This window comes from Niastella sp. OAS944 (assembly GCA_024809215.1).
Taxonomy (GTDB): domain Bacteria; phylum Bacteroidota; class Bacteroidia; order Chitinophagales; family Chitinophagaceae; genus Niastella.
Genome location: JANUBW010000003.1, coordinates 477,731 through 491,705, shown reverse-complemented (window position 1 = coordinate 491,705; position 13,975 = coordinate 477,731). Strand labels below are relative to the sequence as shown.

14 protein-coding genes are annotated in these 13,975 nt (G+C 45.3%); 13 read left to right on the top strand and 1 reads right to left on the bottom strand.

Annotated features, from left to right (window positions below; all coding sequences use genetic code 11):
• Positions 1-32 precede the first annotated feature (32 nt).
• The 7 genes from GGD38_RS16620 to GGD38_RS16590 all read left to right on the top strand — a co-directional run bounded on the left by GGD38_RS16620 (position 33) and on the right by GGD38_RS16590 (position 8,724).
• On the top strand, positions 33-425 hold the full coding sequence (locus GGD38_RS16620; protein WP_375297372.1) for a hypothetical protein: 393 nt from the start codon (positions 33-35) through the stop codon (positions 423-425).
• Positions 426-607: 182 nt separating this feature from the next.
• Positions 608-1,225, top strand: a complete 618-nt coding sequence (locus GGD38_RS16615) for a DUF3347 domain-containing protein (protein ID WP_375297371.1) — start codon at positions 608-610, stop codon at positions 1,223-1,225.
• Positions 1,226-1,617: 392 nt separating this feature from the next.
• Positions 1,618-2,898: an efflux RND transporter permease subunit gene (locus GGD38_RS16610; protein WP_375297370.1), complete on the top strand. Its 1,281-nt coding sequence runs from the start codon at positions 1,618-1,620 to the stop codon at positions 2,896-2,898.
• Between the two features lie 4 nt (positions 2,899-2,902).
• A complete protein-coding gene (locus tag GGD38_RS16605) occupies positions 2,903-4,840 on the top strand; it encodes an efflux RND transporter permease subunit (protein ID WP_375303853.1) in 1,938 nt (645 codons plus the stop codon).
• A 96-nt stretch (positions 4,841-4,936) separates the two neighbouring features.
• Positions 4,937-6,196: a TolC family protein gene (locus GGD38_RS16600; RefSeq protein WP_375297368.1), complete on the top strand. Its 1,260-nt coding sequence runs from the start codon at positions 4,937-4,939 to the stop codon at positions 6,194-6,196.
• Between the two features lie 8 nt (positions 6,197-6,204).
• Positions 6,205-7,449: an efflux RND transporter periplasmic adaptor subunit gene (locus GGD38_RS16595; RefSeq protein WP_375297367.1), complete on the top strand. Its 1,245-nt coding sequence runs from the start codon at positions 6,205-6,207 to the stop codon at positions 7,447-7,449.
• 6 nt (positions 7,450-7,455) lie between these two features.
• Positions 7,456-8,724 (top strand): efflux RND transporter periplasmic adaptor subunit, encoded by a 1,269-nt coding sequence (locus tag GGD38_RS16590; RefSeq protein ID WP_375297366.1) that lies wholly within the window; start codon positions 7,456-7,458, stop codon positions 8,722-8,724.
• 423 nt (positions 8,725-9,147) lie between these two features.
• Here GGD38_RS16590 and GGD38_RS16585 read toward each other — a convergent pair whose 3' ends face one another.
• Positions 9,148-9,555: a hypothetical protein gene (locus GGD38_RS16585; protein WP_375297365.1), complete on the bottom strand. Its 408-nt coding sequence runs from the start codon at positions 9,553-9,555 to the stop codon at positions 9,148-9,150.
• Between the two features lie 460 nt (positions 9,556-10,015).
• Between GGD38_RS16585 and paaA the strand changes: the two genes are divergently transcribed.
• The 6 genes from paaA to GGD38_RS16555 are packed head-to-tail and all read left to right on the top strand — an operon-like array spanning position 10,016 to position 13,975.
• The gene (gene paaA / locus GGD38_RS16580) at positions 10,016-10,975 is read left to right on the top strand and encodes a 1,2-phenylacetyl-CoA epoxidase subunit PaaA (protein WP_375297364.1); all 960 of its coding nucleotides are present in this window, start codon (positions 10,016-10,018) and stop codon (positions 10,973-10,975) included.
• Between the two features lie 19 nt (positions 10,976-10,994).
• Positions 10,995-11,414, top strand: coding sequence for a 1,2-phenylacetyl-CoA epoxidase subunit PaaB (paaB, locus tag GGD38_RS16575; RefSeq protein ID WP_375297363.1), 420 nt, complete (start codon positions 10,995-10,997; stop codon positions 11,412-11,414).
• Between the two features lie 3 nt (positions 11,415-11,417).
• A complete protein-coding gene (gene paaC / locus GGD38_RS16570; RefSeq protein ID WP_375297362.1) occupies positions 11,418-12,176 on the top strand; it encodes a 1,2-phenylacetyl-CoA epoxidase subunit PaaC in 759 nt (252 codons plus the stop codon).
• Positions 12,177-12,232: 56 nt separating this feature from the next.
• Positions 12,233-12,748 (top strand): 1,2-phenylacetyl-CoA epoxidase subunit PaaD, encoded by a 516-nt coding sequence (gene paaD, locus GGD38_RS16565; RefSeq protein ID WP_375297361.1) that lies wholly within the window; start codon positions 12,233-12,235, stop codon positions 12,746-12,748.
• 15 nt (positions 12,749-12,763) lie between these two features.
• The gene (locus tag GGD38_RS16560) at positions 12,764-13,540 is read left to right on the top strand and encodes an enoyl-CoA hydratase-related protein (RefSeq protein ID WP_375297360.1); all 777 of its coding nucleotides are present in this window, start codon (positions 12,764-12,766) and stop codon (positions 13,538-13,540) included.
• 9 nt (positions 13,541-13,549) lie between these two features.
• Positions 13,550-13,975, top strand: coding sequence for a hotdog fold thioesterase (locus tag GGD38_RS16555; RefSeq protein WP_375297359.1), 426 nt, complete (start codon positions 13,550-13,552; stop codon positions 13,973-13,975).

The following is a 13,975-nucleotide window of genomic DNA, read 5'->3' as shown; positions in this document are numbered from 1 at the left end:
CGTTCCGAAAAAACAATATACTTTTACACCGAATGAAAAAGCTCCTGGTATCCATATTAGCCATTTTTTACCTCGGCACCTCGGTAGGCGCTACGGTAAACCTGCATTATTGCATGGGCGAACTGGTGAACTGGGACCTTTCCGTGCAAGACACCCACACCTGTGGCAATTGCGGCATGGAAAAGGTGAAGAGTAAAAAGAATGGTTGCTGCGAGGATAAGCACCATACACTTCAGGTTGAAAAAGACCAAAAAGGTGAAAGCCGGTTTCAGACCGATGCTCCGGTTGGTGTAGCAGTGATCACTACCTATTCTCCTTTCGTATTACCGGTTATTTCTTCTATAACTGAAGAATACCCCGTATCAAACGCACCTCCCCGAAGTACAGTGCCCGTGCGTATTCGCTATTGTATTTTCCGTATCTGATCAATTTCCCTTTCTATACCCCGGCATTCTGTTGGGCAGTTGGCATTATTGTCTGCAATGCCTGCTTACGTTTCCATTTAGTATTCAACATAAAATTATAGCATAAGAAAAGCACCGCTCAATGGTTTGCATTTTCCTGTGCGCCTGTATTTAAATTATTCATAACTACAAAACTCATTCAAATGAAAAAGTTATTCATTGGTGTATTAGCTACTATTTCAATTATTGCATATTCCTGCGGCGAAAGCGCTTCAAACACAACCCCAAAAGAAGAAAAAGCACCCGAAGCGGCGCATGCTACAGCAGAAGAGAACGCCGAGGTTAAAGTAGTAAAAGCATCTTTTACAAATGTTGATGCAGCCGTGGCCAATCAAATTAAAAACATTACAGATGATTACCTGCAAATAAAGAATGCCCTCACTAATGGCAAGGCTGCCGATGCCGGCGAGGCCGCCAATAAAATGCTGGCAGCTTTGAAAGGCTTAGACAAATCACTGCTTTCGGCCGACCAGAAAAAAGTATACGATCAACAGGAAGGGAATTTAAAAACAAGTGGCGAACATATTGCAAAAAGCACCGGAGATATTGAACACCAGCGCGAGATGTTTAGCTCTTTGAGCGAAAGCCTGTACACCGTGGTAAAAGCCTTTGGTGGCGGCAAAACCCTGTACCACGATCATTGCCCAATGGCTAAAGATGGCAAAGGCGCTATGTGGTTAAGCGAAACCAAAGAAATAAAGAATCCCTATTTCGGCGATAAAATGATGGAGTGCGGAAGTGTTGAGGAGGAGATCCAGTAGTTAATGTGCTAATGTGATAATTCGATAATGTGATAATGAAAGGCAATCGGCAATCGGCAATCGGCAATCGGCAATCGGCAATCGGCAATCGGCAATCGGCAATCGGCAATCGGCAATAATTTCGGGCGGCGCAAGATCGCATATTAGTCGTGAAATTCGCGAGGCTGTATTCCATTATCGAATTATCTAATTATCGAATTATCACATTCGCTTCGCGAGGCCATTCACGATTCATCCGCCAGCTGGCGGACCGATTCACGGCCTAAAAGTGAAAGGCCTCTGTTTTAGAAGAGGCATCTTGTATTTATTTCACGTTTCGCGTTTGCCGTTTCACGACCAGCCTCTTGTGAGCTATTCACATTCCCTATTCAATACAGCACAATAAATAAGCAATGATCTCTTCATTAATATCCTGGTCACTCAAAAACCGGTACGTGGTGCTGGCTTTGGCAGCCGCACTGCTTGTATGGGGCTTTATCAATGTAAAGAAAAACCCCATCGATGCCATCCCCGACCTGTCTGAAAACCAGGTGATCGTTTTTACCGAATGGATGGGGCGCAGCCCGCAGATCATCGAAGACCAGGTGACCTACCCACTGGTAAGCAACCTGCAAGGTATACCCAATGTAAAGAACGTACGCGCCACCTCTATGTTCGGGATGAGTTTTGTGTACGTGATCTTCGACGATAATACCGATATCTATTGGGCGCGCACCCGCGTGCTCGAGCGCCTGAACTATGCGCAACGTTTATTGCCCGAAGGCATTACGCCAACCCTGGGTCCCGATGGTACCGGCGTGGGTCACGTATTCTGGTACTCGCTCGATGCCAAACAAATGGACCTCGGCGAACAACGCGCATTGCAGGACTGGTACATAAAACTCGCTTTACAAACCGTGCCCGGTGTGGCCGAAGTTTCGTCCTTTGGTGGTTTTGAAAAACAATACCAGCTGGTGCTCGACCCCGTTAAGCTGCAGTTTTACAACGTATCGCTGATGGATGTAATGAACAAAGTAAAAGAAGCGAACAATGATGTAGGCGGCCGCAAGTTCGAAATGAGCGATATGGCGTACATCATTCGCGGACTGGGTTATGTAAAAAGCAAAGAAGACCTCGAAAGCATTGCAGTAAGTAATTACAATGGCATTCCGGTTAGGGTAAAAGACATAGGCACCGTGCAAATGGGCGGCGATCTGCGCTTGGGCATCTTCGATGAAAATGGACAGGGCGAAGTAGTAGGCGGTATTGTCGTAATGCGCTATGGCGAAAATGCCGATAAAGTGATCACCGCAATCAAAGAGAAAATGAAAGAAGTGGAGAAAGGCCTGCCAGGTGGCGTAACTTTTAAGACCGGTTACGATCGCAGTGAACTCATACAAGCCGCTGTGGGCAATGTAAAGAACAAGCTCATTGAAGAAATGGCGGTGGTATGTTTAATTGTGATCATTTTCCTGTTTCACTGGCGCAGCGCCCTAAGCATCATTATACAAATTCCTATCACCATTGCCGTAAGCTTTATTTTATTGAACGCCATTGGGCTGTCGTCGAATATTATGTCGTTAACCGGTATTGCGCTGGCAATAGGAGTTATTGTCGACAATGGAATTATTATGAGCGAAAACGCGTATCGCCACCTGGCCGAATACCAGCAACAGCAAAGCGCAAAATCTTGATGCAATGACGAAACTATTTAACAAAATACGCGGAAATAAGAATAACCGTATCCCCGAACTGGTACGCATGCAAATCATTGAAAAGGCATGTAAACAGGTATCGCGCGGGGTGTTCTTTTCCACCATTATTATCATTACCTCGTTCCTGCCGGTATTTCTGTTAACGGGGCAGGAAGGAAAATTGTTTCACCCGCTGGCCTATACCAAAACCTTTATAATGGTGGTTGATGCCCTGCTGGTGGTAACACTGGCGCCGGTATTGATCTCGTTCTTTATGAAAGGAAAGTTCAGACCCGAAAATGCCAACCCGGTAAACCGGTTGCTGGAGCGGGTATATGAACCAGTGATACGGGCCTGTATTAAATGGCGTAAAACAACCATCGCAATAAATATCATTGCGCTGGCCATCAGTATTCCTTTGTTGATGAGTTTGGGCCGCGAATTTATGCCGCCGCTCGATGAAGGGTCGCTGTTATTTATGCCGGTTACTTTACCCGATGTTTCGAACAGTGAAGTAAAGCGCATTTTGCAGGTGCAGGACAAGATCATAAAAACCGTTCCCGAAGTAAAGAACGTATTGGGTAAGGCCGGGCGTGCCAACACCGCTACCGATAACTCACCCATCAGTATGATCGAAACTATTATTCTGCTTAAACCACAAGCCGAATGGCGACCTGGTTTAACCAAGAACGACATCATCAACGAACTGAACAATAAGCTGCAAATACCGGGTGTTACCAATGGGTGGACGCAACCCATCATTAACCGCATCAATATGCTTTCAACAGGTATTCGTACCGATGTGGGCGTAAAGGTGTACGGACAAAACCTCGATACCATTTATGCTTTTGCACAAACCATCAAAAAGCAACTGGAAGGCATAGATGGGGTAAAAGACCTGTATGTTGAACCAATTACCGGCGGCAAGTATATCGACATTCATATTAAACGCGATGAAATTGGCCGCTATGGTTTAAGCATCGACGATGTGAACCGCGTAATTGAAATTGCCCTGGGTGGTATGAAGCTGACCACCACTGTTGAAGGCCGTCAGCGCTTTTCGGTGAATGCGCGCTTTGGCCAGGATTTTCGGAATAACCTCACCGCATTGAAAAGGTTACAGGTGCAAACCATGAATTACGGTCCTGTGCCCCTGGAAGCAGTAGCCGATGTAGGTATTGCAGAAGGCCCGCCCATGATCAATTCAGAAAATGCCATGTTGCGCGGTACGGTGTTGTTCAATGTGCGTGAACGCGACCTGGGTAGTACGGTAAACGAAGCGCGTGAAAAGCTGAATGCCATGATCAACAAATTGCCCAAAGGGTATTACCTGGAGTGGAGCGGTCAGTACGAAAACCTCATTCGCAGTGAACGTACGTTGAAGTTGATCTTGCCGGTTGTATTGCTGATCATTTTCATCTCCATGTATTTCGCTTTTCATTCGGCCCGCGAAGCATTTCTTAGCCTTATTACAATACCATTTGCCCTTATTGGTGGCGCGTATATGATCTTCATCTGGGATGTAAACCTCTCCGTTGCAGTGGCGGTTGGCTTTATTGCCTTGTTCGGGCTGGCAGTTGAAACCGGAATAGTAATGGTGATCTATTTAAACGATGCCATGCAACAGCTGGTTGACAAAAAGGGCAATTCAAGAGAAACCATTACCAAAGAAGAGTTGCGCGAGCATGTAATTGCCGGGGCTGCCAAAAGGTTACGGCCAAAGATAATGACCGTGTGTGTGTCGCTTTTTGCGCTGGTGCCCATTTTATGGAGCCATGGTGTGGGTAGCGATGTTATGAAGCCCATCGTGTTGCCAATGGTAGGCGGTGTGCTTACTTCTGCCACGCATATTTTGTTGGTAACTCCACTTATATTTTTAATGGCAAAGGAATACGAATTGCGCAAGCATGGCAAAATTGATGTGTTGGAAGCGAAGCATTAAATACGTAAGACCTGTAAGGTCCATCACATGAGCGTGCAAAATTTTTATGTTGAATTGGACCTGACAGGTCTGGTAATTCACAACAAATCAGAAAATATGTTCAAAAAGGTATTAATAACCGGACTGTTTGCAAGTATAGCACTAACTATACAGGCGCAGGAATCTATGACGTTGGAAAACATCTTAACAACCATAGAAAAAAACAACCCCGGGTTAAAGATGTACGAGTCGGAAGCGCGCGCTTTCAATGAAGCCGCCAAAGGCGCTTATAGTTGGATGCCACCCGAGGGCGGCGCCGGTTTGTTTATGACGCCGTATAATACCAAAGAAATAAAGGCCGATAAAATGATGATGAAGGAAGGTATGGGCTATTTTATGGTATCGGCGCAGCAAATGTTTCCCAGTAGAAAAAAGCAGGATGCCGAAGCCGCCTGGATGCGCAGCATGAGTACCGTAGAAACAGAGAAAAGAAAAGTGGCGCTGAATGATTTGCTGTATGTAGCAAAAAAAAGCTACTACGAATGGCTGGTATTGTTGAAACGGCAAACCGTGCTCGATGAAGGCACCCGCATTTTGGATTTCATGATCAAAAGCGCTGAAATACGCTATAAGAATGGGTTGGGCAAAATAAGCGCTTATTATAAAGCAAAGGCGGCACTGGCCAATATCGATAACATGAAGCTGATGCTGGAAAATGAATTGCGACAAAAGCGCATTATGCTCAACAGCCTTATGTATCGTAACGTACAGCAGGAATTTTCCATCGATACCTTGTTTACCTGGAAAGATTTTCCGGTGTCGATCCTCGACTCTGCGTACCTCAAAAGCCGCCGCAGCGATATCATGGCCCTGCAACGCAATATGGAAGTGAATAACCTGCAACGCAATGCTGAGCTGGCAAAACTAAAACCAGAATTTGGTGTCAGGTACGATCATATGATAGGGCTTAGCACCCAGCCATCGCAGTTTACTATTATGGCTATGGTGAAACTGCCGCTGGCCAAATGGTCGTCGAAAATGAATAAGGCAAAAGCAGAAAGCCTGGTTTGGCAAAACGAATCGTTGAAAAGCCAGCAGCAAATGATCCTGAATGAAGCTACCGGTATGGCCGGTTCTGCCCGGGCGGAACTGGAAACCAAAAAGAAACAAATGCGTTTGTACGAAACGCAAATTGTTCCGGCGCTGCAAAAGAATTTTCAAACCATGCAACTGGGCTACGAACAAAATACCGAAGAGCTTTTTGAGTTGTTCGATGCCTGGGAGGCTTTAAATATGACACAGTTAGAATACCTGGAACAGTTGAAAACTGCTTTATTAATGCAAGCAGAATTAGAGAAGATCCTGGAGATAAAATAAAATAGTTTATGAAAAGTTTTAGCCTTTTGCCTTTAGCCTTTTGCCTTTTGCCTATTGCCTTCACAGCTTGTAAAGAAACAAAAAAGCACCAACCCGAAGAAAAGGCTTCAGTGAAGGAAACATACACCTGCCCCATGCACCCGCAGATCATAAAAGACAAACCTGGTAGTTGTCCTGTTTGTGGTATGGACCTGGTTAAAAAGTCTGCAGGCGGTGAAAAGGTAGGTGATGTTACCCTCAACGATCTGTTGCGCCCTTCGAACCAGTATGTACTTTCGTCTATACCTACGGTACATATACAGGAGCGCGACGAACCGGTTGAAATAACTTCCTACGGTTTTATTACCTACGATACCCGGCAGGCCGGTACGGTTTCTTCAAACATAAATGGCCGCATTGAAAAATTGTATGTGAAATACCGGTATCAAAAGGTGAATAAAGGCCAAAAGATAATGGATGTATACAGTCCGGAATTGTTAACGGCGCAGCAAAACCTGTTGTTCCTGTTACAGCGCGATGCCGATAACCAACCGCTTATTGCTGCAGCGCGTCAAAAGTTATTATTACTGGGCATGAGCAATACACAACTTAACCAGGTAGAAAAAAGCGGTAAGCCTGTTTTCACCGTTTCTATTTATAGCGGCTATACAGGACACATACACGAATCGGAGACCATGCAGCCCCAGGCGCAAACCGGCATGAAAGATATTTCGCTCATCACCGAAGAGCTTACCTTAAAAGAAGGCATGTATGTGTCAAAGGCCCAGAACCTGTTTGTTATTTATAACCCTTCAAAGGCCTGGGCGGTGTTGAATATTTTCTCAGGTCAGGCAGCAATGGTAAAGGTGGGCGATAAAGTGCGCATCTCGCCCGAAACGGCGCCCGATAAGGATTTCAGGGCTGCTATTAGTTTTATTGAACCGTTTTACCGGCCCGATAGTAAAACCGCTACAGCCAGGGTATACTTTAATAATCCCAACATGGGCATTCCCATCGGCAGCCAGGTAAAGGCAGTGATCTTCGCCGGCGCCCGCTCGGCCCGATGGCTACCCGAAGAGTCGGTTCTTACGCTGGGCCTCGATAAAGTGGTGTTCGTAAAAAAAGACGACGCTTTTGTCGCCCATAAAATACAGACAGGTCTGGTCAATAATCATTTGATCCAGGTGTTGAGTGGATTAACGGAGGAAGACGAAGTGGCGGCCAATGCCCAATACCTGGTAGATAGCGAGAGTTTTATAAAAGTGAAACAATAGAAAATTATGCTTCAACATATTTTATATAATGGAACCAGCAGCAGGAATTCTTCTCAGCTTTTCTTGCGACGCTCCCTTGTGCGCCTGGTCCTTTGCGCAGCTTTTTTTGCCATGCTGTTTATAACCGCCTGTAAGAACAAAAAAACAACCGAAGCAACAAAAAGCGATACTTATTATACCTGTTCCATGCACCCGCAAATAATGCAGGATAAACCAGGTACCTGTCCTATTTGCCATATGGACCTGATACCCGTGGCAAAGTCAAACGAAACAAAAGACGAGCTTATGCTCAGCGATGAACAAATACAGCTGGGCAATATTCAAACCGATACCCTGGGCCATGCATTGGCAGGCGATAAAGTGGTGCTTACCGCAACCCTCAATTTCGATGAAATGAAGGTGAATACAGTAAGCGCCCGCATCACCGGCCGTATAGACAGATTGTATTTTAAAAATACCGGCGACTATATAAAAAAAGGCGATCATCTGTTCGATCTGTATAGCGAAGAACTGAACACGGCCAAACAGGAGTACCTGGCTGCCCTTGAGCGGCAACAAACACTTGGTAATTCTATTGTAGATTTTAAGCAATTGCTGCAAAGCGCAAAGAACAAACTGATGTTATGGGGCGTAAGCGAATCGCAGATAGATGCCCTGGCAAAAACAAAACAATTCTCACCCCTTACCGCATTTTACAGCACCGCAACGGGGTATGCTACCGAAATACCAGTTAAAGAAGGTCAATACGTAACGGAAGGTGGGGTTATTGTAAAATTAGCCGACCTCTCAACGCTGTGGGCCGAAGCGCAGGTGTATGCCTCACAGCTATCCTCAGTTGATTATAAGGGGTTAGCCCATGTGCAGTTGCCCGATGTGCCCGGCAAAGAAATAACCGGTAAAGTAACTTTTGCCAACCCTGAGATCAGTACCGATACCCGCATCAATTTATTACGGGTTTCAATACCTAATACCACAAATCAATTAAAACCCGGTATGCCCGCTTATGTGGTTTTAAAAGGCAGCGCCGGCAATGCCACCACGCTTCCCATAGATGCTGTGCTGCGCGATGGTAAAATGGCCATGGTGTGGGTGCAGACAGATAAAAACACCTACAAAAGAAAGTCTGTGGAAACCGGTTTAGAAAGTGGCGATCGAATTGAAATAAAGGAAGGCCTCCAAAATGGCGATGTAGTGGTAATAAGCGGTGCTTATTTGCTCAACAGTGAGTATATTTTTAAAAAAGGCGCCGAACCCATGGAGGGGCATAAGCACTAAAGGGAGGGTAATCAAGCCCGCAATACACCTGTAAACCTTGTCTAAAGGTTGTGTGAACCCTGTGTGATCCATGTGTCAAAGGATATACTTTACTAAGGGAACACACAACTTTGACACATGGCTGACACATGGATTATACCATTCGTCCCAGGTTTCATGTGTGCTCGTCCCACATTTACCATATAGCTATGCCTGTATATTGCATTTCGTCCCTGGTTTAACACATGCTCGTCCCTGGTTTGACACATGCCCGTCCCATTTTTCAAAACTCAGTTGATAGTTAATTTACCTTTGTGATTCGTACGAAAGGTTCTTTGACATAGTTGAAACTATAATACACCTAAAATAAAAAGGTCCCGATTGTTATCGGGACCCTTTTGGTAAACTTAAATGAATTGTGAACTATCGGGACGGTGTATCTTCTTACTTTACTTTGTTTACTACAGTTTCTTCAACGTAAGTGTGGCTTCTGTTGATTGAATAAACTTCTGTAGAACCGTTGTTTTTAGATTTTACAACCACGTTCAGGGCTGCATCACCAAACTCTTCAGATTTCAACAGGAACTTTTTAGAGATGGCTGCACCTTTGAATTTCTCAGTGTACAACACGTTGCCATACTCATCGCGGAAAGTAACTGTATACTCATCTTCTACAGTTGACTTCAGGCTCAGTTCGAAAACAGGTTGATTTTCTTTATTACCGATGAACTTCAGTTCAGTAGTATGTTTGTTTGGACCTTCTTCATTTGCAACTGCGCTGTTAGAGAAAGCGAAGGTAAAAGCGATTAAAACGATAGCGATAATTCCGTAATTCTTCATTGCCTTTTTCATAAATGCGTATTTTATATATTATCTTTTAAATTCTGTTGATTGTTTAACTATGGAGTAACAATCGATTCAGGCAGGCAATTCGTACGTCTTTTCGAAAGAGAGAGCAACTTTGCTTTGAGGTTCACCCGGTTGGTGTTTGTGTCTGTTGCTTTTCGTGATACAAACATACCACTACATTTACGCCCCCAAAAATCAACTCTACTGCATTTATAGGATGGTTAAGCCCCCTATGAAATGTTAAAACCCGCTGCCAACACGGGTTTTGCGTAAAACTGGTCATGATGCCCAACACGTTTTACAGCTGCTTAAAACGGGCACAGTTAATAATTGCTTAACCTGTTTTTGCATTTGAAACCCCTTTTTCCTGCCTTTGGGCTAACTGAGACAGAAAATGAGCGCTAACGTTTGTTAGTATTTTTGACAAATATGGTTATCTTTGAAACCACTAAAAATGTTTCACATGTCGGTTCAGGAATTAGAAAAGATCTTTTTGTCGAAAATTGACCAGGAAATCAAGATCGAACCAAAGGATTGGATGCCCGATGCTTACCGCAAAACGCTGGTAAGGCAAATATCGCAGCATGCGCATAGTGAAATTGTAGGTATGCTGCCCGAGGGCAACTGGATCAGTCGCGCCCCCAGCCTTAAGCGCAAGGCTATTTTGCTGGCCAAGGTGCAGGATGAAGCAGGGCACGGCCTGTACCTGTATTCCGCAACTGAAACATTAGGCACTACCCGCGAACAAACCATTACCGACCTGCATAGCGGAAAAGCCAAGTATTCTTCCATTTTCAACTACCCTACACTTACCTGGGGCGATATTGGCGCTATTGGCTGGCTGGTTGACGGCGCCGCCATTTTAAACCAGGTAATGCTGTGCCGCACATCGTATGGGCCTTATGCCCGCGCCATGGTGCGTATATGCAAAGAAGAAAGCTTTCATCAACGCCAGGGGTTCGATATACTGATGGCGCTTTCGCAGGGAACTCCCGAGCAACGCGACATGTGCCAGGATGCTATTAACCGCTGGTGGTGGCCATCATTGATGATGTTTGGTCCACATGATAGCGAGTCAACAAATAGTGAACAAAGCACCAAATGGAAGATCAAGCGCATGAGCAATGACGAATTGCGCCAGAAGTTTGTTGATATGATAGCCGAACAGGTAAAGGTGCTGAACATGACCCTGCCCGACGACAAATTGAAATGGAATGAAGAAACCAAACATTACGACTTTGGCGAAATTAACTGGACGGAATTTTGGAATGTAGTAAAAGGCAACGGCCCCTGTAACAAACAACGCCTCGATGCGCGGCGCAAGGCCTGGGATGAAGGCGCCTGGGTTCGCGAAGCTGCCAGCGCACATGCCGCCAAACGCAAAATGCGGGAAGAAACGAAAGAAGAAAAGCAAATTGCTTAAGTAACTAAAAACGATTGTAATGAATATAAGCATCACAAAATATTATTACGGCGATATTCCTGAGGATAAGGGCAGTGGAGGAAATAAACTTTTTTCTAATTCCTCCCCCACCGGGGGAGGTAAGGAGGGGGCCAGCCAGGGGGAGGCTAAAGCCAACGGCGCCGACTGGCCTTTATGGGAAGTATTCATCCGCAGCAAACAGGGTATAGATCATAAACATGTTGGTAGCCTGCATGCAGCCGATGCAAAAATGGCCATTGAAAATGCACGCGATGTGTACACCCGCCGTATGGAAGGGATAAGCATTTGGGTGGTGGAAAGCAAATACATACATGCATCCAATCCCGATGAAGCGGCATCGCTGTATGAACCGGCCAATGATAAAGTGTACCGTCACCCTACGTTTTACGATCTGCCCGATGAGTTAACCCATATGTAAAAAATGACAAAGGAAATTATATATAACTATACGCTTCACCTGGCCGATAATGCGCTTATTCTGGCTCAACGCAACAGTGAGTGGTGCGGGCACGGGCCCATACTTGAGCAGGATATTGCCATCACCAATATTTCATTAGACCTTATTGGGCAGGCAAGGAGCTTGTATCAGTACGCCGCCGAAGGCTGCGAAGGCGCCACTGAAGACACCCTCGCATACCTGCGCGACGTTCGCGCTTATAAGAACTGTTTGCTGGTTGAACAACCCAATGGCGACTGGGCGCAAACAATACTTCGCCAGTTCTTCTTTAGTACTTATCAATATTTTTTATATCAGCGTTTGCAACAATCGGCCGATGCCACCCTGGCGGCCATTGCCGAAAAATCGTTGAAAGAAGTTACCTATCATGTACGCTGGAGCAGTGAGTGGGTAATACGTTTAGGCGATGGTACCGGGGAAAGCCATAACCGCATGTTGAATGCCCTTGATGAATTGTGGGCATTCACCGGCGAATTGTTTACACCGGCCGGCTATGAAATGGAAGCAGTTAAACTGGGCATTGGAGTTGATGTAAATGAAATAAAAGGGGAATGGGAGCAACGCGTTAATGAGATCTTTGCAGAAGCAACCCTGCCTTCACCCACAACCGAAGGCGTGTGGATGCAAGCTGGTGGAAAAACCGGCGTGCATACCGAACATATGGGTTTTATTCTTGCCGAAATGCAATCGATGCAGAGAGCGTATCCGGGGTGCGAATGGTAAGGTTAATGTGATAATGTGATAATGAATACAGAAGGTGATGTTAACTTAGCAGCACAATGCAAACAAATGAAAACATATTAACTAAGAATATATGGTCACTCCTTCAGGAAGTAACCGACCCCGAAGTGCCTGTGCTCACAATTATTGACCTGGGAATAGTACGCGATGTTAAAATAAACAAAGCAGGTGCTGAGAATGAAATTGAAGTAGTGATAACGCCTACCTATTCGGGTTGCCCCGCCATGGATGTAATTCGAATGAACATAAGGATGGTGCTGCTGGAGCATGGTTTCAAAAATGTGCAGATCACTACCATTCTTTCACCCGCCTGGACAACCGACTGGATGAGCGATGCCGGCAAAGAAAAATTAAAAGCCTATGGCATTGCGCCACCGAACCCCAAACAACAGGTTTGCAATACGCAGTTGTTTGCAGAAGATGAAGCGGTACAATGCCCGCATTGTAACTCGTACAATACCCGCCGCATTAGTGAGTTTGGTTCAACCGCCTGCAAATCGTTGTTTCAATGTAACGATTGCCACGAACCGTTCGATTATTTTAAATGCTATTAAAAGCTTCCCACTTATATGTCATCTATTCTTTTTACGATTGAAGGAGGAATTGCCACCATTACATTGAACCGGCCCGATAAATTAAATTCATTTAACCGCGAAATGGCTTTGTTGCTGCAACAGCAGCTCGATGAATGCGCTTCCCTGCAAGGCATACGCTGTGTGTATATAACCGGTGCAGGCAAAGGTTTTTGCGCCGGGCAGGATCTTGCCGAAGTGGTAGACCCCGAAGGCCCGGGTATGCAAAGGATCTTAAGTGAACATTACAATCCTATCATTACACGTATTCGCAATCTTGAAAAGCCCGTAGTGGCAGCCGTGAATGGGGTGGCTGCCGGCGCCGGCGCTAACATTGCACTGGCTTGCGATATAGTGGTAGCAACCCAATCGGCCTCGTTTATACAAGCCTTTTCAAAAATTGGGTTGATACCCGATAGCGGTGGTACGTTTATGTTACCCCGGTTAATTGGATGGCAAAAAGCAAGCGCCATTATGATGCTGGGCGATAAGATCACAGCTCCGCAGGCAGAGCAAATGGGCATGATCTATAAAGTATTTCCCGATGAAAGCTTTTCGGCCGAAAGCAAAAAGATAGCGCTCACTTTATCACAAATGCCCACAAGGGGGCTGGCTTATACAAAACAGGTGCTCAGCAGATCAATGACCAATAACCTGGAGCAACAGCTGCAATTGGAAGATGAGTATCAGCAAAGGTCGGCAAATACGAAAGACTTCAAAGAAGGGGTGCAGTCGTTCCTCGAAAAGCGGAACCCTGAGTTTAAAGGCGAATAAACCATCACTATGTCAGCAAGCAAAACAAAAGCCACCGCCATTGTCGACGCCATGATGAATAAAGACTATTTCAGTCAGTGGCTGGGTATTGTTCGGTTGGAAGAGCGCGATGGTTTCTGCAAGTTAAAAATGACCATCCGCAAGGAAATGTGTAATGGCTTTGAAATTGCTCATGGCGGAATCAGTTATTCCTTTGCCGATAGTGCATTGGCATTTGCCTCTAACAGCCATGGGCGGCATGCCGTTTCAATAGAAACTTCTATTTCACATATAAAGCCGCTTAAAACAGATGATGTAATAGTAGCTGTTGCCGAAGAAAAAAGCCGCAGTAATAAAATAGCCATTTACGAAGTGCGGGTTGAAAAAGAGAATGGCGAGCTGGTGGCACTTTTTAAAGGCACTGTTTTTAGAAAGGAAACCGAATGGAACGTGTAA

Excerpts from the sequence above, each read along its gene's own strand:
- paaA (WP_375297364.1), top strand. The coding sequence starts at position 10,016 with ATGTCGGTTCAGGAATTAGAAAAGATCTTTTTGTCGAAAATTGACCAG.
- GGD38_RS16600 (WP_375297368.1), top strand. The coding sequence starts at position 4,937 with ATGTTCAAAAAGGTATTAATAACCGGACTGTTTGCAAGTATAGCACTA.
- GGD38_RS16610 (WP_375297370.1), top strand. The coding sequence starts at position 1,618 with ATGATCTCTTCATTAATATCCTGGTCACTCAAAAACCGGTACGTGGTG.
- GGD38_RS16590 (WP_375297366.1), top strand. The coding sequence starts at position 7,456 with ATGCTTCAACATATTTTATATAATGGAACCAGCAGCAGGAATTCTTCT.
- paaC (WP_375297362.1), top strand. The coding sequence starts at position 11,418 with ATGACAAAGGAAATTATATATAACTATACGCTTCACCTGGCCGATAAT.
- GGD38_RS16605 (WP_375303853.1), top strand. The coding sequence starts at position 2,903 with ATGACGAAACTATTTAACAAAATACGCGGAAATAAGAATAACCGTATC.
- GGD38_RS16560 (WP_375297360.1), top strand. The coding sequence starts at position 12,764 with ATGTCATCTATTCTTTTTACGATTGAAGGAGGAATTGCCACCATTACA.
- paaD (WP_375297361.1), top strand. The coding sequence starts at position 12,233 with ATGCAAACAAATGAAAACATATTAACTAAGAATATATGGTCACTCCTT.
- paaB (WP_375297363.1), top strand. The coding sequence starts at position 10,995 with ATGAATATAAGCATCACAAAATATTATTACGGCGATATTCCTGAGGAT.
- GGD38_RS16595 (WP_375297367.1), top strand. The coding sequence starts at position 6,205 with ATGAAAAGTTTTAGCCTTTTGCCTTTAGCCTTTTGCCTTTTGCCTATT.
- GGD38_RS16555 (WP_375297359.1), top strand. The coding sequence starts at position 13,550 with ATGTCAGCAAGCAAAACAAAAGCCACCGCCATTGTCGACGCCATGATG.
- GGD38_RS16615 (WP_375297371.1), top strand. The coding sequence starts at position 608 with ATGAAAAAGTTATTCATTGGTGTATTAGCTACTATTTCAATTATTGCA.
- GGD38_RS16620 (WP_375297372.1), top strand. The coding sequence starts at position 33 with ATGAAAAAGCTCCTGGTATCCATATTAGCCATTTTTTACCTCGGCACC.
- GGD38_RS16585 (WP_375297365.1), bottom strand. The coding sequence starts at position 9,555 with ATGAAAAAGGCAATGAAGAATTACGGAATTATCGCTATCGTTTTAATC.